Origin of the sequence: Corynebacterium sp. HMSC074H12 (assembly GCF_001813755.1) — a bacterium.
Lineage (GTDB): Bacteria > Actinomycetota > Actinomycetes > Mycobacteriales > Mycobacteriaceae > Corynebacterium > Corynebacterium hiratae.
In genome coordinates this window covers 17459-39940 of sequence record NZ_KV813879.1, presented here as the reverse complement: position 1 = coordinate 39940, position 22482 = coordinate 17459, and the positions used below count along the sequence as shown (strand labels likewise).

General features: G+C 61.7%; 18 protein-coding genes and 1 tRNA gene. 11 read left to right on the top strand and 8 right to left on the bottom strand.

Annotated features, from left to right (window positions below):
• Positions 1–181: 181 nt before the first annotated feature.
• From HMPREF2932_RS01710 to HMPREF2932_RS01700, 3 genes are all read right to left on the bottom strand, one after another.
• On the bottom strand, positions 182–1468 hold the full coding sequence (locus tag HMPREF2932_RS01710) for an MFS transporter (protein ID WP_071409465.1): 1287 nt from the start codon (positions 1466–1468) through the stop codon (positions 182–184).
• A 46-nt stretch (positions 1469–1514) separates the two neighbouring features.
• A complete protein-coding gene (locus HMPREF2932_RS01705) occupies positions 1515–2867 on the bottom strand; it encodes a dicarboxylate/amino acid:cation symporter (protein WP_071409464.1) in 1353 nt (450 codons plus the stop codon).
• Between the two features lie 117 nt (positions 2868–2984).
• Positions 2985–4055 carry a lipoate--protein ligase family protein gene (locus HMPREF2932_RS01700; protein WP_071409463.1) on the bottom strand — a complete coding sequence of 357 codons (1071 nt, stop codon included), beginning with the start codon at positions 4053–4055 and terminating at the stop codon, positions 2985–2987.
• Positions 4056–4524: 469 nt separating this feature from the next.
• On the opposite strand from HMPREF2932_RS01700, the gene HMPREF2932_RS01695 reads away from it, so the two are divergent.
• From HMPREF2932_RS01695 to nrfD, 4 genes are all read left to right on the top strand, one after another.
• Positions 4525–5358, top strand: coding sequence for a PRC and DUF2382 domain-containing protein (locus tag HMPREF2932_RS01695; protein WP_046648257.1), 834 nt, complete (start codon positions 4525–4527; stop codon positions 5356–5358).
• A 123-nt stretch (positions 5359–5481) separates the two neighbouring features.
• Entirely contained in the window at positions 5482–8754 is a 3273-nt protein-coding gene (fdnG, locus tag HMPREF2932_RS01685) for a formate dehydrogenase-N subunit alpha (RefSeq protein WP_246818607.1), read from the top strand.
• 9 nt (positions 8755–8763) lie between these two features.
• Positions 8764–9807, top strand: coding sequence for a 4Fe-4S dicluster domain-containing protein (locus HMPREF2932_RS01680; protein WP_070546209.1), 1044 nt, complete (start codon positions 8764–8766; stop codon positions 9805–9807).
• Positions 9804–10898, top strand: coding sequence for an NrfD/PsrC family molybdoenzyme membrane anchor subunit (nrfD, locus tag HMPREF2932_RS01675; protein WP_071409461.1), 1095 nt, complete (start codon positions 9804–9806; stop codon positions 10896–10898). Before HMPREF2932_RS01680 ends, nrfD begins: the two co-directional genes overlap by 4 nt.
• On the opposite strand, the gene selD is transcribed toward nrfD, so the two are convergent.
• The gene (gene selD, locus HMPREF2932_RS01670; protein WP_071409460.1) at positions 10888–11865 is read right to left on the bottom strand and encodes a selenide, water dikinase SelD; all 978 of its coding nucleotides are present in this window, start codon (positions 11863–11865) and stop codon (positions 10888–10890) included. The genes nrfD and selD overlap by 11 nt on opposite strands.
• A 35-nt stretch (positions 11866–11900) precedes the next feature.
• Here selD and HMPREF2932_RS01665 point away from each other — a divergent pair.
• The 5 genes from HMPREF2932_RS01665 to HMPREF2932_RS01645 all read left to right on the top strand — a co-directional run bounded on the left by HMPREF2932_RS01665 (position 11901) and on the right by HMPREF2932_RS01645 (position 15866).
• Positions 11901–11995: transfer RNA gene (locus tag HMPREF2932_RS01665), tRNA-Sec, on the top strand.
• A gap of 24 nt (positions 11996–12019) precedes the next feature.
• Positions 12020–13303 carry an L-seryl-tRNA(Sec) selenium transferase gene (selA, locus tag HMPREF2932_RS01660; RefSeq protein ID WP_210397733.1) on the top strand — a complete coding sequence of 428 codons (1284 nt, stop codon included), beginning with the start codon at positions 12020–12022 and terminating at the stop codon, positions 13301–13303.
• Complete coding sequence (gene selB / locus HMPREF2932_RS01655) at positions 13304–15094, top strand: selenocysteine-specific translation elongation factor (protein ID WP_071409458.1); 1791 nt, start codon at positions 13304–13306, stop codon at positions 15092–15094.
• 182 nt (positions 15095–15276) lie between these two features.
• On the top strand, positions 15277–15558 hold the full coding sequence (locus HMPREF2932_RS01650; RefSeq protein ID WP_049156403.1) for a type II toxin-antitoxin system RelE/ParE family toxin: 282 nt from the start codon (positions 15277–15279) through the stop codon (positions 15556–15558).
• Between the two features lie 8 nt (positions 15559–15566).
• Positions 15567–15866 (top strand): HigA family addiction module antitoxin, encoded by a 300-nt coding sequence (locus HMPREF2932_RS01645; RefSeq protein WP_049156400.1) that lies wholly within the window; start codon positions 15567–15569, stop codon positions 15864–15866.
• A 448-nt stretch (positions 15867–16314) separates the two neighbouring features.
• On the opposite strand, the gene HMPREF2932_RS01640 is transcribed toward HMPREF2932_RS01645, so the two are convergent.
• Entirely contained in the window at positions 16315–17172 is an 858-nt protein-coding gene (locus HMPREF2932_RS01640; RefSeq protein WP_246818606.1) for a hypothetical protein, read from the bottom strand.
• Between the two features lie 79 nt (positions 17173–17251).
• Here HMPREF2932_RS01640 and zupT point away from each other — a divergent pair, with 79 nt between their 5' ends.
• Positions 17252–18049, top strand: coding sequence for a zinc transporter ZupT (gene zupT / locus HMPREF2932_RS01635; RefSeq protein WP_071409457.1), 798 nt, complete (start codon positions 17252–17254; stop codon positions 18047–18049).
• Between the two features lie 3 nt (positions 18050–18052).
• Here the strand turns inward: zupT and HMPREF2932_RS01630 are convergent, their stop codons facing one another.
• Genes HMPREF2932_RS01630 through HMPREF2932_RS01620 form a run of 3 tightly spaced genes read right to left on the bottom strand, consistent with a single transcriptional unit; the run spans position 18053 to position 20271 of the window.
• Positions 18053–18973, bottom strand: a complete 921-nt coding sequence (locus HMPREF2932_RS01630; protein WP_071409456.1) for a DUF808 domain-containing protein — start codon at positions 18971–18973, stop codon at positions 18053–18055.
• A gap of 42 nt (positions 18974–19015) precedes the next feature.
• Positions 19016–19552: a ribonuclease FAU-1 family protein gene (locus HMPREF2932_RS01625; RefSeq protein ID WP_070516799.1), complete on the bottom strand. Its 537-nt coding sequence runs from the start codon at positions 19550–19552 to the stop codon at positions 19016–19018.
• Entirely contained in the window at positions 19552–20271 is a 720-nt protein-coding gene (locus tag HMPREF2932_RS01620; protein WP_070700780.1) for an Rv1157c family protein, read from the bottom strand. Before HMPREF2932_RS01620 ends, HMPREF2932_RS01625 begins: the two co-directional genes overlap by 1 nt.
• 280 nt (positions 20272–20551) lie before the next feature.
• Here HMPREF2932_RS01620 and typA point away from each other — a divergent pair, with 280 nt between their 5' ends.
• On the top strand, positions 20552–22462 hold the full coding sequence (typA, locus tag HMPREF2932_RS01615) for a translational GTPase TypA (RefSeq protein WP_046648270.1): 1911 nt from the start codon (positions 20552–20554) through the stop codon (positions 22460–22462).
• Positions 22463–22482 lie beyond the last annotated feature (20 nt).

Here is a 22482-nt window from a genome sequence, read left to right as displayed (position 1 = left end):
CCAACCCAACCGGGCTGGATATCAGGTGTCTACCTAACAGGGTTCAGGTCCCCTGGCCCTGCTCGTCGTCTGAAACGACAATTCGGATCGCCAGCGGTCGGGCGATTGACGCTGCCGCTGAAGCTCAAGTGTGGGTCGTTGATGGAAGTTACTACCAGGAGGGGGAGAGTGAGGCGGTGGGCTAGATCTCTTTTAGGCGATTCCGCTTGGAGGCGAAGAGAACGCCTCCGCCGGTGATGATTGCGGCGGCAACAAGGTAATACGCCGGGGCGAGTTGGTTGTCGGTTTTGTCAATGAGCCAAGTGGCGATCATGGGCGCTGTGCCGCCGAAGACAGCGTTTGCCGTGTTGAAGGTGAGAGCAAAGCCGGAAAGGCGAACATGGGTGGGGAACTGTTCGGAGAGGAAGGAGGGGAGGACGCCGTCGTTAAGCGCAAGCACGCCGCCGAGGCATACTTGAATGACGATGACGAGGAAAATGCCGGCGCCGTCGAGAAGCATGAACGCAGGGACGATGAAGAGTCCCATGAAAAGTGCAGCGCACAGCATGGTCGTGCGGCGGCCCAGGCGGTCCGATAGCAGGCCGGTGAGAAGCGCGAAGCCGATATAGAACGCGGAAGCGACCGACGACGCAATGAAGGCAGGTGTCTCCGCCATGCCCAGCTCCTGGGAGAGGTAGGTGGGCAAATAGGTCAGGATGACGTAGAAACCAATGGCGTTGAGAACCGCGCCCGAGAAGGCAATTGCCAGGGCCTTGGGATATTTGATGACCTCGCGAAGAGGGGATTCCTCCGTGTCATCTTGATTCTCAAAGCGGGAAGACTCGTCGGCGTTGCGGCGAATCCACAGGCCATAAAGGCCCAGAGGTAGTGCGATGAGGAAGGGGACGCGCCAACCCCAAGAAATGAGAGCATCGTCGTCAAGCACGCCGGTGAGTAGTGCCGCGATGAGAGAACCCAGCAGCAGGCCGGATGCCGTGGCGGAAGGCACGATTGCGGCGTAGATACCCCGCTTATGCGTCGGAGCGATTTCCGCCAGGTGCGTGGCTGCGCCGGCATATTCGCCCGCCGCGGAGAAACCTTGGACCATACGGGAAAGCAGAAGCAGCAGAGTGGCGGCGAATCCGATGGTTTCATAGCTGGGGAGGAAGCCGATCACGGCTGTCGCCAGCGACATCATCGTGATCGAAACCGTCAGGGTTTGAATTCGTCCATGTTTGTCACCAAAGTGTCCCCACACAATTCCGCCGAGTGGGCGGACGAGGAAGGAGAGCGCAAAGAGCGCGAATGTCATGATGAGCGCGCGGCGCCCTTCCATCTCCGGGAAGAAGACCCGGGAGATAATGGCCGACATATAAATGTAGGCCGCATAGTCGAACCATTCGATGAATGTTCCTATGAAGGACGCCTTGATAGCGCTGCGGTGTTGTGTGGAATCGGGGTCTGGTGGTGCTTGGGTTGACGTGGACATAGCTTCCACCGTACAGAAACTATGTGTGCCCCACGTCACTTACTTTCTAAGCGTTCACGCTTTCCCGGTCGTTCTCGTCAGCGTTCATGATGTCATTGACGCCGCCTTCGGCAGCATCCCAAGTTGCCTGATCTTGGATGCCGGCGCGCTTGGCGACGATGGTGGCACACAGCGCCTGACCGGTGACGTTGACGGCGGTGCGTCCCATATCAATGATGGGTTCGATGGCGAGCAAGAGGCCGACGCCTGCCAGCGGGAGACCCAGTGTGGAGAGCGTCAGTGTCAACATAACGGTGGCGCCTGTCGTGCCGGCAGTAGCTGCGGAACCAATGACGGAAACGAAGATGATGAGAAGGTATTGGGTCGGGGAAAGGTCAATTCCGTAGAACTGCGCAATGAAGATGGCGGCGATAGCCGGGTAGACGGAAGCGCAGCCGTCCATCTTCGTGGTAGCGCCGAGCGGGATGGCGAAGGAGGCGTATTCGCGAGGCACACCCATAGCCCTCTCCGTAAAGCGCTGGGTAACCGGCATGACTCCCATAGAAGAACGGGTGACGAAACCGAGGGAGAATACTGGCCATACGCGCTTGTAGAAGCCAATGATTGGAATGCGGTTGAACGCGAGGACGGCAGGGTAGACCACAACAATGACAAGGGCGAGCCCGACATACATCGCGAGGACGAACTTGCCCAAGGAGCTCAGCGCATCCCAGCCGTAGGTAGACACGGCTTTACCGATGAGGGCGGCGGTGCCAATCGGGGCGAGACGGATGATCCACCAGAGAACCACCTGGATGACCTTGAGGAAGGATTCGGTAAAGCGCAGGAAGGGATCGGCTGCCTTGCCAGCCTTGACCGCTGCGATGCCCAGAGCCAAAGAAATGACAAGGAGCTGAAGGGCGCCGAAGCTGAGGGAGACTTCGCCGTCGCTAAGCGAAGCTTTGAGTCCAAAGAAGTTGGCGGGGACGAGTTGCTGGAGGAATGCGGTCCAGGAGCCAACGTTGGAGGGATCGGCGGCGGTGGAGGCGTCGACAGTCGTGCCTACGCCTGGCTTCATCACGAGGGCGACGAGAATGCCAGCCAAGACGGAGAAGAAGGCCGTAATGGCGAACCATACAAGAGTGGAGATTGCCAGCGAGGCGGCGTTAGCCACCTTGCGCAGGTTGGCAACCGAGGTGACGACAGCCGCGAAGATGAGCGGCGGGACCATCACTTTGAGCAATTGGACGTACGCGCCGCCGACGCCGGACAAGGTATCGGAGAGCCACGAGGACTCCATGCCGGAAGCGATGAATCCGAGAATAAGGCCGATAATGAGGCCGGCGATGACCTGGGCGCCAAAGCCGGTGGCCCACGAGGGCAGCGTGCGCGAGGATGCGCGGGAGGAAGTGTCGGACACGAGATTTTCCTTCTAGACAGTGTTGTATAGAAATGGACCATTTGGTTCGGTAAAATCATACCGATCGGTTCATTAGAACATGTAACACCGTACGCTGCCCAGAAATTCCCCCGCAAATTATGGGATGCGCTTGGTCCACTCGTCGTTGAGGAACTTGGTGTCGACGAGGTGGCGGGCGGCGGCGAGTGTGTCGTCGGAAAGCTCGGCGTCGACGGCGCCATAGCGGGTGGCAAACTCGGTAGCCATAGTCTCGATGATTTCCTCGCGCGGCACGCCGGTTTGGCGGCGCAGCGGGTCCACGCGCTTCTTTGCGCTGGCTAGGCCCTTGGAAGAGACCTTGACCTTGCCGATGCGTAGGACCTCCATCATCTTGTCTGCATCGATGTCATAGCTCATCGTGGTGTGGTGGAGTACCGCGCCCTTCCGGCGCTTTTGGGCGGCACCGCCAATCTTTCCGCCGTCCGACGTGATGTCATTAATCGGCACGTACCAGGCATTGACACCAAGCTTTCCGAGCGCCGCGAGAACCCATTGGTCTAGATATTCGTAGCTAGCCTCATAGGAATAACCGGCCACGAGCGAGTCTGGGGCGTACAGGGAATAAGTCACGCAGTTGCCGCCCTCCATAAACATTGCGCCACCACCGGAGATTCGGCGCACTGGAATGATGCCGTGCTTGTCGACGCCCTCCTGGTCCAACTCGTTGGCATAGGACTGGTAGGAACCGAAGACGACGGCGCGGTCCTCCCATTCCCAGAAGCGGAGCGTGGGCCCGCGCTTTCCTTCCGCGACTTCGTTGAGGAGGACTTCATCGAGGGCAACGTTTACTGGGGTAGGTAGAACCCCAGGACGCAGGATCTCCCAGCTGTGGTCGGTGAAATCGGTGCCGCCTGACAGCGCGCGCTTGACCGTGACAGCTAGGTGGTGGGTGTCGAATCCGTGGAGAGCTACGGGTGAATCGATTCGCGCCAGGGCGGCATCGAGGCGGGATTGGATGTCCTCGGTGCTTGTGGCAGTAGTGATGCCGACCAGCGCTGGGGCTAGTGCCTCGTAGGCCTCTTCCGGTTCGAGGAAGAAATCGCCAGAGACCTTGGCTGCGGTAACGGTGCTGTCGGCGTCAATATCGAGATCGACGACGAGTAGTTTGCCGCCGGGGACTTTGAGCTCGAAGTGTTCAGTTTGGTTCATGGTGTTCAGGGTACTCAGGTATGGCGGTGTGACGATTGGGGGAGTAGACCATTTAATGAATCCGAAAGTTGGGATGGGGGTAGCTAATGTTTGTTGGTTGTGTCTATGGAAGTAGTAAGGGGTCACGTAGAGGGTTGCTGTTGGGTGCTACGTTGCGGGCGCAAGTTAGTGCGTTAATGTTTCGTTCTAGAATATGGGGAGGAAATGTAGGGCTAGGCTGGCAGGCGTTTGAAGTGCTCAAAAAGGCTGTAATCTAATCGTTATAGCTAATATGACCTGCGGCTACGCGCGATTTTGACAAAAGAAGGGGATGCGGCGGTGGCGCATTGTTGTGTCGTCAGTATGGTGGGGGTCAACGCAAACGAAATAGCAAATCGTTCCCCAATCCCCTGGGATTTATGGGGGTAGAGATGAAAGCTATCGTTTGCCATCGAGATATAGACCAAATGTAGAAAGGTTTAGAGAAACAATGGGTAAGAACATCAAGGATCTGTTTAACGCAACCGCATACGACAAGGCCGGCGAGAAGCTGGGCTCCGTCAAGGAGGTCTTCGTCGACGAGCAGTCCGGTCAGCCGACTTTCGTTGAGGTCAACCACGGTCTGTTCGGTATGAGCTCCAGCTTGGTTCCGCTCCGTGGTCACGATTTCACCGGTGATGAGCTCAAGCTGGCTTTCTCTAAGGACCGCATCGAGAACGCGCCGGATTTTGACTCCGATAAGCCGCTGACTCCTGAGGCGCAGGCGGACATCTTCAAGCACTACGACCTCGAGAACGCACAGGACGTAACCACCTACCGTGACGAGCGTGATGAGCGCGCTGGCGTTGCCGGTGCTGGCGTAGCTGGCGCTGGTGTTGCCGGTGCTGGTGCAGGTGCACACGCTAAGGATGAGACTGCTGCTACCAGCAGCAACCTCACCAACAATGAGGGCGAGGTTATCCGCTCCGAGGAGCGCTTGGACGTCAACAAGGAGCGCGTGGCCACCGGCGAGGCGCGCCTGCGCAAGTACGTCGTGACCGATACCGAGACCGTCGAGGTTCCGGTTGAGCGCGAAGAGGTTCGCGTCGAGCGCACCCCGATTTCCGAGGCTGACGCTGCCAACTACACCGGCACCATCGGTGATAACGGCGCGGAGGAAGCTTCCGTCACCCTGCACGAAGAGCGCGTGAATGTAGAGAAGAAGACCGTCCCGGTGGAGAAGGTTAACCTTTCCAAGGAGACCATCAAGGACACCGAGACCCACACCGAGGATCTGCGCAAGGAGCAAATCGATACCGACGGCATCACCGAGACCCGCAAGTAATCTCGGTTAAGGGCTAAGAGGCTGGAGCTGCAAAGCTCCAGCTTTTCGCGTTTTGGGTTTGTTCAGTATTTTCTGGTCTTGAACAGGGTGGAAAACGCAAGGCCAAGCCAGTAGGTTTGAATCATGTCACGTTTTAGCCCACTGAATTGGCCCGTTGTGCGCCAAATCCGGAACAAGGATGCCTTCGGCCGCGACGTGTCCACGCAGTCGGCTAAGAGTGAAGACCTGCGCGGACGCACCGTTGACGCGGACCGCGTCGTCCAGTCGGTCTGCCCCTACTGCGCAGTGGGTTGTTCTCAGCGCGTTTATGTCAAGGATGACCGCGTCATCCAAATCGAGGGCGACCCAGATTCCCCGATTTCCCGCGGCCGCCTGTGTCCCAAGGGCTCTGCTTCTGAGCAGCTTATTAATTCCTCGACACGCATCACCACGATCAAGTACCGAGCGCCCTATGCCACCGAATGGCAGGAGCTCGACGAAGAAACCGCGATGGATATGATCGCGGACCGTTTCGTGGAGGCGCGCGCGAGGCACTGGGAGGACGTCGATAAGCACGGGCGTCGTCTCAACCGCACCATGGGCATTGCGGGCCTGGGTGGTGCGACGCTAGATAATGAGGAGAACTACCTCATTAAGAAACTGTTTACCGCCACCGGCGCGATCCAGGTGGAAAACCAGGCGCGCATATGACACTCCGCCACTGTTCCTAGTCTAGGAACGTCGTTTGGCCGCGGCGGCGCAACCCAACCGCTGCAGGATATGGCGAATGCGGACTGCATCGTCATCGAGGGTTCTAATATGGCGGAATGCCACCCCGTGGGATTCCAATGGGTCGTGGAAGCCAAGAAGCGTGGTGCGCGCATTATCCACGTGGATCCGCGCTACACACGTACGTCTGCCTTTGCGAACCGCCACATCGGCATTCGCGGAGGCACGGACGTGGTGCTGCTCGGCGCGATTATCAAGTACGTGCTGGATAATGACCTGTATTTCCACGATTACGTGGTGAATTACACGAACGCGGCGTCGATCATCTCGCCGGATTTCCAGGACACCGAGGATTTGGAGGGCTTGTTCTCCGGGTACGACGCGGAGAAAGGCAAGTACGTCACGGACTCGTGGCAGTACGTGCAAAAGCCTGAGGGCTCCTCGTGGAACGTGGAGAAGGACCTGACGCTGGAGGATCCGAACACGGTCTTCCAGATTCTCAAGCGCCACTACTCGCGCTACACCCCGGAGATGGTGGAGGAGACCTGTGGCATTTCGCCGGAGGACTTCTACTACTTGGCGGACTCGATTGCGCAGAACTCCACCCCGGAGCGCACCACGTGCTTCGCCTACGCGCTGGGCTTTACACAGCACACCCTGGGCGCACAGTTCATCCGTACCGCGGCGATCCTGCAGCTGCTCATGGGCAACGTGGGACGACCTGGCTCGGGCATCATGGCCTTGCGCGGGCATGCCTCGATTCAGGGTTCGACGGATATCCCGACTCTGTTCAATTCGCTTCCGGGTTACCTGCCGATGCCGCACGCGGATCAGGAGACCTGGGAAGATTACCTGGATTCCTTCCGGCAGGAAGACCAGAAGGGTTTCTGGCAGCTGGGTGAGAACTACGCGGTCTCGCTCATGAAGTCCTACTGGGGCGACGCCGCAACCAAGGAAAATAACTGGGGTTTTGACCTCATGCCGCGCCTGTCCGGTGCGCACTCGACGTATGAGACCTTGTTGGCCATGCTGCGCAAGGAGGTGGAAGGCTACTTTGTCTTTGGCCAGAACCCTGCGGTGGCGCAGTCCAACGGCGGCATGCAGCGCCGCGGGCTCGCCTCGCTGAAGTGGCTGGTTGTCCGCGATTTCCAGGAGATTGAAACGGCAAGTTTCTGGAAGGATTCGCCGGAAGTCAAGAACGGCGAGCTCAAGACCGAGGAGATTGCCACCGAGGTCTTCCTCATGCCGGCGGCAACGCACGTGGAGAAGTCCGGAACTTTTACCCAGACTCAGCGCATGGTGCAGTGGCGCTTCCAGGCGACTCCGCCGCCGGGCCAGGCCCGCAGTGAGGCGTGGTTCTTCTACCAGCTGGGCAAGAAGATTCGGGAGCGCTTGGCGGATTCGACCGACCCGCGCGACCTGCCGATTAAGTCCGTGACGTGGGATTACACCGAGGATGAGCACGGGGATCCCAGCTCGGACGAGATCTTGCGCGAGATCAACGGCTACTACCTCGACGGGCCGAAGAAGGGCCAATTGCTGCCGAGTTTCACGGAGATGCGCGCCGATGGTTCTACCTCCGGCGGCTGCTGGATTTACACCGGCGTGTATAAGGACGGCATCAACCACGCCGCGAAGAAGGTCCCGGGTTCGGAGCAGAACGAGGTGGCACTCGAGTGGGGCTGGGTCTGGCCGGCCAACCGACGCATCCTGTACAACCGCGCCTCCGCCAAGCCGGATGGCACTCCGTGGTCGGAGCGCAAGAAGTACATTTGGTGGGACGAGGACCAGGGCAAGTGGGTCGGCGATGATGTCCCGGACTTCCCGGTGACGAAGCGCCCGGATTATGTCGCGCCTGTCGACGCCGTCGGCCCCGACGCCCTCGATGGCGACGATCCGTTTATCATGCAGGCCGACGGCCTGGGTTGGCTGTTCGCGCCGAAGGGGCTGTCCGACGGACCGCTGCCGACTCACTACGAGCCGCAGGAATCACCGGTGCACAACGCTCTGTACAAGCAGCAGCAGTCACCGACGCGCCTGACTATCAAACGCGCGGACAACCTTTCCCGCCCCGAGCCAGGGGAGCGGGGCGAGGACGTGTTCCCGTTTGTCTTCTCCACCTACCGTCTGACGGAGATGTACACCTCGGGCGCGATGTCGCGCCGCTTGCCTTACTTGGCGGAGCTGCAGCCGGGACTCTTCTGCGAGGTGGACAAGGAACTGGCCGCCAAGCGTGGATTGGTCAACGGCGAGTGGGCCACCATCGTGTCCCCGCGCGGCGTCATCGAGGCTCAGGTTTTGGTGACGGACCGCATGGAGATGCTCACCATCAATGGTGAGGACTTCCACCAGATCGGCCTGCCTTATCACTACGGAGAATCGGAGACCACCGAGGTGGCCGGCGATGGCGCCAACGACCTGTTGGGTCTGACCTTGGAGCCGAACGTGTTCATCCAGAACTCCAAGGTGGGTGCGTGCGATATTCAGCCGGGCCGCCGCCCGCGCGGCGAGGCACGCGTCAAGCTGCTCCGCGAATACCAGGAGCGGGCGCACCTGACCGTGGAATCCGGAAACAGGATCCTGGATGTCTCAGACGCCTTCACCACTGAGAGCACCGCCTCCGCAGAGAACACTGGTGATGATTCAACGGCGGGCAACGAGGCAGACTATGAAGGTAAAGAAAGCTAAGGAGGACGCGTGGCTAATATTTTGACCGAAAAGGCCGATCGACACGGCTATGAGACCTATCAGCGAATGGCGTTCTTTACCGATACCTCGGTGTGCATTGGCTGCAAAGCCTGCGAGGTGGCGTGCAAGGAATGGAACCGCAACCCAGTGGAAGGCTACGCGGTTACCGGAAACTCCTATGACAACACTGGCGGGCTGGGCGCGAATACGTGGCGTCACGTGGCCTTCATCGAGCAAAACAACGAGCGCATTGAGCAGGCGCGCGAGGAGGGGCGCAGACTCGTCGCGCTGGGTATGCCCACAACCTCTGCACCAAGCGTCACCCCAGATACCGATGATTTTCGCTGGCTGATGTCCTCCGACGTCTGCAAGCACTGCACCAACGCGGGCTGCTTGGACGTGTGCCCGACGGGCGCGCTCTTTCGCTCCGAGTTCGGCACCGTCGTGGTGCAGGATGATGTGTGCAATGGCTGCGGGACCTGCGTTGCCGGTTGCCCGTTTGGCGTCATCGAGCGCCGCGATGACGGCGGCGTGACGCTCAAGGCGGACAAGACCGCCACCGTGGATTATGAGGTCCCTGACCACGCGGGTGTGAACGTGCTGGCAAAGCTGAAGCAGCTGAAACCCCAGGGACCTGACCACATTCCGGGGCAGGCGATGCCGATCAAGAACTTGGGCGTGGCCCAGAAGTGCACCATGTGTTATGACCGCCTCAAGATTGGTGAGCAGCCTGCCTGCGCCAAAACGTGCCCCACGGACTCCATTCAGTTCGGCCCCTACGAGGAGATGCTCGCCGCCGCGCAGGAGCGCGTCCGCGTCCTCCACGAGCAGGGGCTGACCGAGGCTCGTCTCTATGGCGCTAATTCCCAGGATGGCGTCGGCGGAACCGGGTCCATCTTTCTGTTGCTCGATTCCCCAGAGGTCTACGGGCTGCCGCCGGATCCGCGCGTTCCCACGGCGGATTTGCCGCAGATGTACAAGACCGCAGCGAAAGCTATCGGAGGAATGGCGCTGGCCGTGGCCGGGGCATTCATGTTGGGAGGCCGCAAGTGAGCGAGTTCGATGAGTACCGCCCGCCGCAGGAGCCTAGGCGCAGGCGAGGCGGCGGCAAGAAGCGCCGGCGTGGACGAGTCGGCGCTGGGGCACAGGATGGTTCCAAAGAAGAGCGTATGGCGGAGGACTTCGAGTTCTCCTCGTATTACGGCAAGCCCGTAGTCAAGGCCCCGCCGTGGGAGTGGCCCATCGGCGGCTATCTCTTCCTCGGCGGCGTGGCCGGCGGTTCTGCGATGTTGGCCGCCGGTGCCCAGGCCACGGGGAACGCACCGCTGAAACGCTCGACGCGGCTGACGGCTTTCTCCGCGGCGTCGGTAGGCTCGGTCTTTTTGGTGCTCGACCTCGGCCGCCCAGAGCGCCTGCTCAACATGTTCCGCGTCTTCAAGGTGACCTCGCCGATGTCCATCGGCTCGTGGATCCTGGGCAGCTTCGCTTCCGCCGCGGCCCTGCCGGCGGTCGTGGAAGCGGACGCACTGGTCGGCGGTGTGCTGCCGAAGCCGCTTCGCCGCCTCCTCGATACGGCGGCGGGTCCAGCAGGCGCTGTCGCCGGCGTGCTTGGTGGCCCGCTGGCGGGCTACACGGCGGTGCTGTTGGCCAACACGTCAAACCCGACGTGGAATGACGCGAAGAAGCATCTGCCTTATGTGTTCGTGTCCTCGGCTTCGGCGGCGGCGTCGGGCGCCGCCATGGTCTTTACCCCGGTGGAGAATGCTGGCGCGGCACGAGCGCTCGGTATCACTGCCGCGGCGACCGATCTGGCCGCGACCCGTGTCATGGAAGCGAACATGGAGCCAGAGCCTCTGCGCCCGCTGCACGAAGGCACACCCGGGAAACTCATGAAGGCCTCCGAGGCGCTCATTGCCGCGGGCGGGGTGGGAACCGCAATCGCGTCGGTGACAAAGTCGCGGGCGGTGTCGGTGGTCTCCGGCCTGGCACTTCTGGCGGGTTCTGCCTGCACTCGTTTCGGCGTGCTCAATGCGGGGCTGGAGGCGGTGAAGGACCCCGCGACAAGCATTGGCCCGCAAAAGCGCCGTGCTGAGGCCCGCCGCCAGGCAGAAGGCCTCACGCACTCGACGGTGACTAGCGGATAGTAATGCGCGCCTCGCCCGGCACGGTGCGGCCGATGACCGGATAGCCAGGAACCTCGCCGATGACCAGCAGGCCACCCGAGGTTTGGGCATCGGCGAGGAAGACCAAGTCCTCTTCGCTCAAGTCTGAGTCGAGGTGGGGGCGGACCCAATCCAGGTTGCGGCGCGAGCCGCCCGGGATGAAGCCCTCCGCCAGGGCCTCCATGGCGCCGTCCACCGCAGGAACAGCGGAAAAATCCAGCTCCGCGCCGACACCGGAGGCGCGGCACATCTTGTAGAGGTGGCCCAGAAGCCCGAAGCCGGTGACGTCCGTGGCCGCGCGCACGCCCGCGGCTACGGCGGCCGCGGCAGCGTCGCGGTTGAGCGTGGTCATGGAATCCACCGCGGCCTGGGAGACTTCACCGGTGGCCTTGTGCTTGTTATTGAGGATGCCCACACCGATTGGTTTGGTCAGCGTGATGGGCAGGCCCGCCTCGGCGGCGTCGTTGCGCATAATCTTGTCGGGGTGGACGATGCCCGTGGCAGCCAAACCATACGTGGGCTCCGGGGCAGTGATGGAGTGTCCACCAGTAATGGAGATCCCTGCCTCGCTGGCCACATCCATGCCACCGCGCAGGACCTCGCGCAATACATCAAGACCGAGCTTCTCGCGCGGCCAGCCCACGAGGTTGATGGCGGTGATGGGAGTGCCGCCCATGGCGTAGACGTCGGAAAGCGCATTGGCTGCCGCCACCCGGCCCCAGTCATAGGGGTCGTTGAGCATCGGGGTGAAGAAGTCCGCGGTGGAGATGACCGCGAGGCCGTTTGGGATGCGCACGGCGGCGGCATCGTCACCGTCGTCAAGCCCGACCAGCACGTTGGGGTCCGCGGTGCCCACGAGGCCCGCGACGGCCGATTCGAGCTCTCCCGGAGGAATCTTGCAGGCGCAGCCGCCACCGGCGGCAAAGGAGGTAAGTGTGATGTCAGACATGGGGGTCATTCTAGCCGCGTGTATGGTGAGCAGACGGAGGCGTACGTGTCCTGGTGGGCGCCCCGGTCTTCAAAACCGGTGAGGCCGAGCATCTCGGTCTGGCAGGTTCGATTCCTGTCCGTCTCCGCCATTAGCGCAGCTAGGAGGAACTTTGATGACTGACCCCCGCCGCTTCATCCCGAAGATGGATGAAATCCTCCAGTACCCAGCGGTGCGCACTGCGCGGGAGCGCAGTGCAGCTCACAAGGTCCGGGCAATCATCGACGCCGTGCTTGCCGACGCCCGCTCCGGCTCCCTTGACCCCACCCGCATTCAAGAGGAGCTGGCCGACAGGCTGGAAGTAGCACAGCCCTATTCCTTGCGCCGCGTCATCAATGCCACGGGCGTGATCATCCACACGAACCTGGGCCGCGCCCCTTTGCCGCCGGCAGCGGTGGATGCGCTCGTGGCAGCAGCTGGCTATACGGACGTTGAGATGGACTTGGACAGCGGCCTGCGCTCACGGGATAGAGGGCGCGCGGCAGTCGACGCTGTCTTGGCTGCCTGCCCCGGCGCGGAGGATGCGCTGGTGGTCAACAACGGGGCCTCTGCGCTGTTGCTGGCGACCGCTGCCTTGGCCCCGGGCAAGGAGGTCATCATTTCCCGCGGCGAACTTATTGAGATTGGTGCGGGCTTCCGTCTGCCGGAGCTCATCGAGTCCACGGCCACCCGCTTGCGGGAGGTGGGCGCGACGAACCGCACCCACGTGGCGGACTACGAGCGGGCGCTCGGGGAGAACACCGGGGCGATTCTCAAGGTGCATCCCTCGAACTTCTTGATCAGTGGGTTTACGTCTTCTGTGCCGGTTGCAGACCTGCGCAGACTCACAGATCTGCCGCTCATCGTGGATATCGGCTCAGGGTTGCTCGCACCCGATGAGGTGCTTCCTGAGGAACCCTCCGCCAGCCAGGCTCTTCGCGATGGTGCAGACGTGGTGCTTTTTTCGGGGGATAAGCTCCTTGGCGGACCACAAGCCGGGGTGCTTGTGGGGACGAAGGAAGCGATCGCCGCGTGTAGGAAGCATCCGCTGGCGAGGGCGGTGCGCATCGATAAGCTGCGGCTCAACGCGCTTGAAACCTCGCTTTCAACCCCCTCCAATGCCGTGCAGGACGCGCTCCATATTGATCCGCAACGCCACCTTGAGCGTACGGAGAAGGTCGCCGCGGCGGTAGGCGGCGAGGTTGTCGAGCATGCCGGGCGCGTAGGCGGCGGCGGGGCGCCCGAGGTACCGCTGCCAGGCTGGGCTGTGGCGTTGCCAGAAGAGCTGGCCCGTCCGCTGCGGTTGGGCGAGCCTCCTGTGGTGGCGCGCGTGAACCAGGGCCGCTGCCTGGTGGATCTGCGCTGCGTGCCGGAGTCGCAGGATGCGGAGCTTATTGCTGCAATTCAGGCGGTGATGTAGGTGTACGTTGTGGCTACGGCCGGGCATGTGGACCACGGCAAGTCGAGCCTGGTTAAGGCGTTGACGGGGATGGAGCCGGACCGTTGGGAGGAAGAGAAGCGGCGCGGCCTGACCATTGACTTGGGCTTCGTGTGGACGAAGCTCGACTCCGGCGCCGACGTGGCTTTTGTCGATGTGCCGGGGCATGAGAAGTTCCTAGGCAACATGCTGGCCGGGGTGGGGCCTGCACCGGTGGTGCTCTTTGTGGTGGCGGCCGATGAAGGCTGGCAAGCGCAGTCTACTGACCACCGGGATGCCCTACGCGCCGTGGGAATCGAACACGGAGTGGTCGCGCTGACCCGCGCGGATAGGGCTGACTCGGCCCGCCGCGCTGAGGTAGCCGCACAGGTCAAGGCAGAGCTGGCTGGAACAGCGCTTGCCGACGCTCCCGTGGTCGAAGTCTCCGCTAAGACCGGCGAGGGCGTGGACAAGCTGCGTTCTGAACTGGATAAGGTCCTTGCCGCTATGCCCGCGCCAGATCCCCAAGCACGTGTGCGGTTGTGGGTCGATCGTGCCTTCAGTGTGAAGGGTGCGGGCACCGTGGTGACGGGAACGCTGGCGGCGGGGACTGTCTCGGTGGGGGATGAGCTGGAGCTTGGCAGGCAACTCGTGACAGTGCGCGGCGTACACAGTGAAAACAAGTCGGTGAATAGCGCTGGTCCGGTTACGCGCGTGGCGCTCAACCTCCGCGGGGTGGCCGCCGACCAGGTTCATCGCGGGGATGCACTGTTGAGCCCCGAGCGGTGGCGGGTGCTCGATACCGTGGATATTCGCCGCACTTTTGGGACCGCGATGACCGAGCTTCCCCAGAACCTCGTGGTGCACATTGGCACGGCGGGGGTCGGTGCCCGTCTGCGGCCTTTAGGCGGTGAATTCGCGCGGTTGACACTGGAAAGCCCGCTACCTCTCACGCTGCTCGATAGATTCGTGGTGCGCAGCCCCGGCGGGCGGCACGTGGCGGCGGGCTTCGAAGTCGTGGACATGCACCCGGCTGAGCTGCGCAGACGTGGTGATGCGAAGAAGCGCGCAGCTGAGCTAGAAGTTTTAGAACCGGCGAACCCGTCCAAGTGGCTCAAGCGCTGCGGCTACGCTGCACACGAAGAGCTCGTGCGCGATGGCTTCTCGGTGGAGGAAAAGCCTGCCGGAGTCATCGAGTTCGCTCAGTGGTGGATTGCCGCACGACAGGTGACCGCGTGGAAGGACGCACTTCTGCGTGCGGTCGACGAACACAGGGCAGCCAACCCGCTATCCCCAGGACTGACGAAAGCAGCGGCCATGGACGCGCTGAACCTGTCAGAGCCGGCCCTGCTGGGCCTAGCAGTAGCGGCAGCCAAGCTCGAATCGGTCGATGGCGTGCTGCGCGTGCCCGGTCAGTCCGTCGACCTGGGCCCCGCGGAGAGGGGAGTAGCTGAGCTCGAGCAACGCCTGCACGCCGAGCCTTTCGCTGCCCCGGAGGCAGAAGAACTCAAGGAACTAGGACTGGGCCCCAAAGAGCTCGCCGCTGCCGAGCGCGCCGGGCGTGTGCTCCGGTTAGACAAAGGCGTTGTGCTTTTGCCTTCCGCTCCTCGCGAGGCACTCGAAGTTGTCTCTACGTTGGAACAGCCTTTCACCCTCTCGGAGGCGCGCCAAGCCCTGGGGACGACGCGCCGGGTTGCCATCCCGCTCTTCGAGCACCTCGATGCCACCGGCGCGACCCGCCTAGTCGACGGCAAGCGCTTCGCATTCGGGCCAGGGGCAAAGGAACCAAAGTAAAGGCACCATTTGTCGCCGGTTTTCGGATAAACCCCAGGTCAATGAATTAGCGTAAGTGCATAAGGTGCCAGTTAAAAGGTGCCTTTGGTGGCCATTGAGAAAACTTTGAAGGCGCAAGTGTCTTCATTGGCTTAGCGGTGACCGTCATTGACGGTCTCCGTTATGTTTTGTAGGGTGAACCCATGATCCAGTCTTTCGGTAACCGTGATACCGAGCTTGTCTGGTTACGCGAAGCGTCGCCGCGGATTGATTCGAGAATCCACAAAACTGCTAATAGAAAACTCCATCAGCTCGATGCTGCTGTTTCGCTGAACTCCTTACGTATTCCACCGGGCAACCGCCTCGAAGCTTTGAAAGGTGACCGGAAAGGAACATTCAGTATCCGAGTCAATCAGCAGTGGAGGATCACCTTCCGCTGGACCGAGGCCGGCCCAGCGGACGTTGTTATCGAGGACTATCACTAAGGACGGTTATGAGTACTAAGCTTTATCCGCCGATTCACCCCGGCGAAGTGCTTAATGAAGATTTCATCGAAGCTTTTGGGATTACCCAACACCAACTGGCTGTAGAAATTGGCGTCCCGCTGCGGAAGATTAATGAGATTGTTCACGGCAAGCGTGGAATCACCGCAGATACCGCTCTTCGGCTAGGAAAGTACTTCGGAATCGAACCGCAGTATTGGCTCAACCTGCAAAGCCGTTATGAATTGGAGGTGGCTGAGGATGCCGTCGCTGATGAAATCGATGGCATCCGGCCCCTCGGGGCGGCTTAAATTCAGCGGTTAATAGCGAGAGCGATTGGACTGGGGGCGTCCGCCAGAAGCAGAGCGGACTGAATGGCGGCTGCCTAGGTCAGGATCATCGCTTCCCCAGGAGTCTTCGGCCCAGATCGCAAAATCGCGATCGGCATAGCGCTCTTGTCGGGTGGCAAGGTGCTCCATCCTCTGCGCATAGCGTTTCTTCGAAGCATTAACTTCGTCAGCTTTAGAGCCTGTAGAGGATCGATTTCTGCGATTGTTGTGTTGTTTGCTGGGCATGATGAGTTCCTGAGCTTCTGAAACGGTGAGCTAGCGTAAATAAGACCCTACGCGAGAGGTGGGTTTAGCAGCCAGGTCGCGGCCGACCAACAGGGGCAAAGGAACCAAACTAGAGGTACCATTTGCGGGCGGTTTTCGGAGAAATCCCAGGTCAATGAATTAGCGTAAGTGCATAAGGTGCCAGTCAAAAGGTGCCTTTGGGGGACGTGAAGGCACGCGATCCGGTGGGCAGAGGTGAGGCAAGAGGATCCGCAGGCGTGGTGAACTCCCAATCGGCGTCAGGGTCGAGCGCTGGCGGGATGGCGGGCTTGTCCGGGTCGAGCGGCAGCGGTGGGACCGCGGGGGCGAAGAGCTCGGCAGGGTCAGTGGGGTCTGCGGGGGCGAGGGGAAGGTCCACTGCGATGCGGCCCCCTGCAGCATAAGCCCGGGCGGCCAGGGAAACACCGGACTGAGAGGCAGCTGCGAACGCGGCGGCCAGCGCTGGGACGTCGGAGAGCTCCGCGCACGGTCCGAGGACGAGGTTGTCGTGGGTGGCGAGGATGGTGTCGTCGAGAAGCGCAAGCGTCACGATAAGCTGCTCGGTTCCCATCTCGCGCAGCTGGTGCGCGGTGAGCTCACCTTCCGCGACACGAACAAGCGCGCCCTGTCCGCCGCTGAGCAGGGCAGTACCCGCCGGTTGGTTGGTGGCGGGAATCATCCACGGGTCGAGTCCCAGGGCAACGGCGACCTCCACCTCGCCATCAACAATCTCGACGGTGGCTTGCGTCGTTGGAGTCATCGCCGCAGTGCGCAGACGATTGAGCGCGGGATACTCGGCGGACTCCTCGCCATCGAGCGCGCCCAGAAAACCGAAATCCGAGCGCACACGCCAGCCGCCGGTGGTGGGGTCGGGGAGCAAGGACACGTCGACGAGCGCAGGCTGCTGTGCCAACCCCGGGATGCTCAGCGCGGTGCCGAGGCTAAGATGCTCGAGAATCGCGACGTGCTCAACACCAAAGTAGGACGGAGCCAGCGGATATAGCGCCATGGTTGCGACAGTCACCTCAAGAGTCAGATGGGATGCGATGGACTTCTTTCAAGCTTACGCAGAGGCCGGGTTAGACACGCTATAGTTTGCCACTATGGACTTAGCCACCATCGCGTTCGCTTTCAGCCTCGTGCTGCTGTCTGGCTTGGCGACGTCCATCGGAGGTGCCCTCGCCGTAGGCAAGAGAGAACCTGGTCCGAAGTTCATGGCCGCTGCCCTGGGCCTGTCCGCGGGCGTGATGCTCTACGTCTCCTTCATGGAAATCCTGCCGGAGGCCCTGAAGAAGCTAGAAAGCACCCTCGGGGACGAAGCGCGCGCCACCTGGACGATGATGGCGGCATTCTTCGCGGGCATTGCGATCATCGCCATCATTGACCGCCTGGTACCTGAAGAGATCAACCCGCACGAGCCGGCCACGACCGAGGAAGAGGCGCGGCGCAAAAGGCTGATGAAGACCGGCATGTTCACCGCCTTCGCGCTGGCCATTCACAATTTCCCTGAGGGCTTCGCCACGTTCCTCTCGGGACTTGAAGCTCCAGAGATCGCCATCCCCGTTGCCGTGGCTATCGCCATTCACAACATCCCCGAGGGCATTGCGGTGGCGGTACCCCTGCGCAGTGCAACGGGCTCGCGGAAGAAGGCCTTCTGGTGGGCCACGTTATCGGGGCTGGCCGAGCCCCTCGGCGCTCTCATCGGCTTCGCGCTGCTGATGCCGTTTATCGGGCCGATGACATTTGGCATCAGCTTCGCCGTCATCGCCGGAATCATGGTGTTCATCTCCCTCGATGAGCTCTTGCCCACGGCGGAGGAAACCGGCGAACACCACTGCGCCATCTACGGCCTTATCGCCGGCATGGCGGTCATGGCGGTTTCACTCGCGCTGTTTATTTAGAGGTTATTTCACGCGCTCGGCGGTGGCCTTGACCGCCATGACAATGCTGACGATGACGGCGCCCAGAATAAAGCCGCACAGCATGGACAAGCCGGTGTCCGTCAACCAGGCGAGGGCGCCGTTGTTGATGCTCTCTGTCACGTGGTGGATAAAGCCATATGGCTGCTCGGCGCCGAATTCACTCAGGCCCTTGACCACGATGTGGCCGCCGACCCACAGCATGGCGGCGGTGCCGATGATGCCGATGATGTTGAGCACGATGGGCATGCCCTTCACCAACGCGGTACCCAGGGCGGAGTCACCATCGTGGCGCTTGAGCAGGGCGACGCCGATGTCATCCATCTTGACTAGCAGCCCGACGGCGCCATAGACACCCAAGGTGAGGAGGACACCGACGGTGACTAGGGTACCGAGGCGCAGCCAGAAGGGTTGGTCCATGACCTCGTTGAGGGAGATGACCATGATCTCGGCGGAGAGGATGAGGTCCGTGGTGATAGCGGACTTGACCAGGGAGTCTTCGGCCTCAGGGCCTCTTTCTTCCGCTGGCTTTTCCTCCTTTTCGCCGCGGTGGAAAACTGAGTGGAAGATCTTCTCCGCGCCCTCGAAGCACAGGTAAGTACCGCCGCACATGAGGATGGGAGTCAGGGCCCAAGGCGCGATCCACGACAGGATGAGCGCGATGGGCAGGATGATGACGAGCTTGTTGATGAGCGAGCCCTTGGTGATGCGCCAGATCATTGGCAGCTCGCGCTGCGGCTTGACGCCCTGGACATATTGGGGTGTGACGGCGGCATCATCGACGACGACTCCGGCGGCTTTCATCGACGTCTTTCCGGCTAGCGCTGCCACGTCGTCGACGCTGGAGGCAGCGGAGCGGGCGATCAGGGCGACGTCGTCAAGCAGGGCAAAGAGGCCACCGGCCATGACTCACATCCTTTAAGGTAGGGGAGAAGTACTCACCCTAGGTTACTCGGCAGGAACGAGCTCCACATTTTCTGCCCAAGTAAGGTCCATTCCCAGCGTGCGCAACCAATTCATGGCGTCATCGCCGTAGCGCGTGATGCCCTCGACGGCGGCCAGCGTGCGCTCCATGGCGCGCTCGGCTTCCTCCGCGCTGATAAGGCCGTTGGAGGTGGCGGCGGCTAGCTCGTCGATGTCGAGCACGTCAACCGGCTCGCCGGAGGTGGAGACCAAGTCGACGTAGAGATCGCGGGTGGTCCACACGTCCCCGTCAATGTCGATATCGGCAACGTCGATGTAGAAGTCTTGGTGCACGTCCACACCTTCACGGAAATGGAAGATATTGGCGCGCAGGCCGAGCTCTGGCAGCAGCCAAGACTCGAGGTAGCCGAAGCGCGGGTGGTTGGCGCCGCGGGCCATGTAGAGGCCAAAGTCGGTGACCCGGTAGGTGTCTACCTCGCGCTGGAAACCTTTCGGGTCGACATTGATGTTGTCGGCCGTATTGAAGGTCTCTTGCTTGACTGGGTGCAGGTCTGTGCTCATTAGTTCACCTCGAGGAAAGCCGCGGTAGGTGGGAAGGAACACGAGGATTCAGCAGTGTTAACCGCACCGGAGAGAACCGCCACGATGGTTCCCTTGCCGGTCGTTGCGCGGCCCGAGACCGTGGTTGGCCCATCGGTGTTGATGCCGTTGTTGAAGAGGGGTGTGGTGCCGAACTGGAAGGTGTCCAGGTTGAACCACTGAACGCGCATGGCGCCCTGCTCTTCAGCGGCGGTCGGGGTGCCCAGGGCGGTGAAGAGGAAGACGGCTTCGCCTTCGCCTGCGCCTGGGGCCGGCATCTCGGTCGGGCCAGGCACGGCGATGGCGGAACCCACCGAATCGCCCTGCCCGCCGATGCACTGCGCGGAGACCGTGGGCCAGTAGAACTGGCGGAAGCCGGGGTTATTTCCCTCCGGCATCGCGACGCCGCCCTCGCCGCCTTCACCAGCGGTGAAGTTGAGTGCGGTGAGGATGGCGCTACGGGCCTCCTGCGGGATCCATGGCTGTGCCGCGAAAGCACGAACGCGCTCCTGTGTCTCCGGGGTGGGACGACCGAGGCTGTCCAGCGGGTTGCTGCTCTGGGAGACGTTCACCAGCGAGGAGAGGTCGGGGGCGCCGGCATGTGCGGGCGTGATGCTGAGCAGGCCCATCATCAGGGCAGCAGTGAGTCCGGCTACGCCGCGACGGGCGGAGCCGGTGGAGTGCTGTTCAGAAAAGGCCATGGAGAATCCTTGCGTGTGGGTGGGGAAGTGACGTCACAGAAACTACACAGTGATCACGTCAGTCACAATAGTATCTGCTGTCACAATATTCACTTTTTCGGCGTAGTCAACTCTTTTTAGAGCCCTACTGTGCGGTATGTCGGTGCTTGATACCAATCTGTTACATCCCGCAGCGCTCTGCGGGATGATGCGCGCGATGCTGCACATCAAAGGGCTAGAGAGTATATTTAAGGGCCGTTCACATCGCTAACGCACCATGCTTTGAAGGAGCACCCCACACGTGAGTAATACTGAATTCCGTAACGTAGCCATCGTCGCGCACGTTGACCACGGTAAAACCACCCTTGTCAACGGCATGCTGGAGCAGTCCGGCGCTTTCGGCGACCATGGCGAACACTCGGATCGCGTCATGGACTCCAACGATCAGGAGCGCGAGCGCGGCATCACCATTCTGGCGAAGAACACCGCCATCCACCGCAAGGGCCTGGGCAAGGACGGCGGGGATCTCATCATCAACGTCATCGATACCCCAGGCCACGCCGACTTCGGCGGCGAGGTCGAGCGCGGTATCTCCATGGTGGACGGCGTTGTGCTGCTTGTCGACGCCTCCGAAGGCCCCCTCCCGCAGACCCGCTTCGTGCTCACCAAGGCACTGGAGGCGAAGCTGCCGGTCATCATTTGCGTGAATAAGACCGACCGCCCCGACGCCCGCATCGACGAGGTCGTCACCGAGGCCCAGGACCTGCTGCTGGAAATCGCCGCCGGCCTCGAGGACGAGGAAGCAGCCGCTGCCGCCGAGGAGCTGCTGGGCCTGCCGGTCCTCTACACCTCCGGCCGCGAGGGCAAGGCTTCCACTGAGAACCCAGGCAATGGCAACGTTCCGAACGCCGATGATCTGCAGGCGCTTTTCGACGTTATTTATGACGTCCTCCCCGAGCCCTCCGCCAAGGTCGACGCCCCTCTGCAGGCACACGTGACCAACCTGGACTCCGATGACTTCCTTGGTCGTATCGCCCTGCTTCGTATCTACTCGGGCACCCTCAAGAAGGGCCAGCAGGTGGCCTGGATGCACTACGACGAGGAAGGGGAGATGCACACCAAGACCGTCAAGGTGGCGGAGCTCCTGCGTACCGTCGGTTTCCAGCGCCAGCCGGATACCGAGGCCATCGCCGGTGACATCGTGGCGATCTCCGGTATCTCCGACATCATGATCGGTGACACCATCGCGGACGTGGAGAACCCGCAGCCGCTGCCGCGCATCAAGGTCGACGAGCCGGCCATCTCCATGACCATTGGCGTGAACACCTCCCCGATGGCAGGCCAGGGCGGCGGCGATAAGCTCACCGCCCGCTTGGTCAAGGCCCGCCTGGACCAGGAGCTCATCGGTAACGTCTCCATCAAGGTGCTGCCGACCGAGCGTCCCGACGCTTGGGAAGTCCAGGGCCGCGGCGAGATGGCGCTTTCCGTACTCATCGAGAACATGCGCCGCGAGGGCTTCGAGTTGACCGTCGGTAAGCCGCAGGTAGTCACCCAGGTCATCGACGGAAAGACGATGGAGCCCTATGAGATGCTCACCATCGATTCCCCCTCCGAGCACCAGGGCGCTATTACCCAGCTGCTGGCCACCCGCAAGGGGCAGATGCAGTCCATGGACGTGCGCGAGGGCGACTGGGTCCGCATGGTCTTCCGCGTTCCCGCCCGCGGTCTCATCGGTTTCCGCACCCAGTTCATGACGGAGACCCGCGGCGCTGGCATCGCCAACTCCATCTCCGATGGCCTCGACGTCTGGGCCGGTGACATCAAGGCCCGGCCGACCGGCTCGCTGGTGGCCGACCGTTCCGGACAGATCACCGCCTACGCCCTCCAGCAGTTGGCGGACCGCGGTGACTTCTTCGTGGAGCCGGGCATGGAGGCCTACGAGGGCATGGTTGTCGGCGCCAATAACCGTGATGAGGATATGGATATCAACATCACCAAGGAAAAGAAGCTGACCAACATGCGCTCCGCCACCGCGGATGCCACCGTCACCCTCGCCAAGGCCCGGACCCTGTCCCTGGAAGAGGCGCTGGAGTTCTGTGGCACCGACGAGTGCGTCGAGGTCGGCCCGAACGTTCTGCGCGTGCGCAAGGTCGAGCTGTCCGCCACCGACCGCAAGCGCGCGGCCGCCCGCGCCAAGCAGCTCAACAAGTAGTTCGCTCAGCGCCGCCCCGG

Coding starts and splice junctions, on each gene's coding strand:
- HMPREF2932_RS01710 (WP_071409465.1), bottom strand. CDS start 1,468: ATGTCCACGTCAACCCAAGCACCACCAGACCCCGATTCCACACAACAC.
- HMPREF2932_RS01700 (WP_071409463.1), bottom strand. CDS start 4,055: ATGAACCAAACTGAACACTTCGAGCTCAAAGTCCCCGGCGGCAAACTA.
- HMPREF2932_RS01695 (WP_046648257.1), top strand. CDS start 4,525: ATGGGTAAGAACATCAAGGATCTGTTTAACGCAACCGCATACGACAAG.
- selD (WP_071409460.1), bottom strand. CDS start 11,865: ATGTCTGACATCACACTTACCTCCTTTGCCGCCGGTGGCGGCTGCGCC.
- selA (WP_210397733.1), top strand. CDS start 12,020: ATGACTGACCCCCGCCGCTTCATCCCGAAGATGGATGAAATCCTCCAG.
- HMPREF2932_RS01650 (WP_049156403.1), top strand. CDS start 15,277: ATGATCCAGTCTTTCGGTAACCGTGATACCGAGCTTGTCTGGTTACGC.
- HMPREF2932_RS01645 (WP_049156400.1), top strand. CDS start 15,567: ATGAGTACTAAGCTTTATCCGCCGATTCACCCCGGCGAAGTGCTTAAT.
- zupT (WP_071409457.1), top strand. CDS start 17,252: ATGGACTTAGCCACCATCGCGTTCGCTTTCAGCCTCGTGCTGCTGTCT.
- HMPREF2932_RS01630 (WP_071409456.1), bottom strand. CDS start 18,973: ATGGCCGGTGGCCTCTTTGCCCTGCTTGACGACGTCGCCCTGATCGCC.
- HMPREF2932_RS01625 (WP_070516799.1), bottom strand. CDS start 19,552: ATGAGCACAGACCTGCACCCAGTCAAGCAAGAGACCTTCAATACGGCC.
- HMPREF2932_RS01620 (WP_070700780.1), bottom strand. CDS start 20,271: ATGGCCTTTTCTGAACAGCACTCCACCGGCTCCGCCCGTCGCGGCGTA.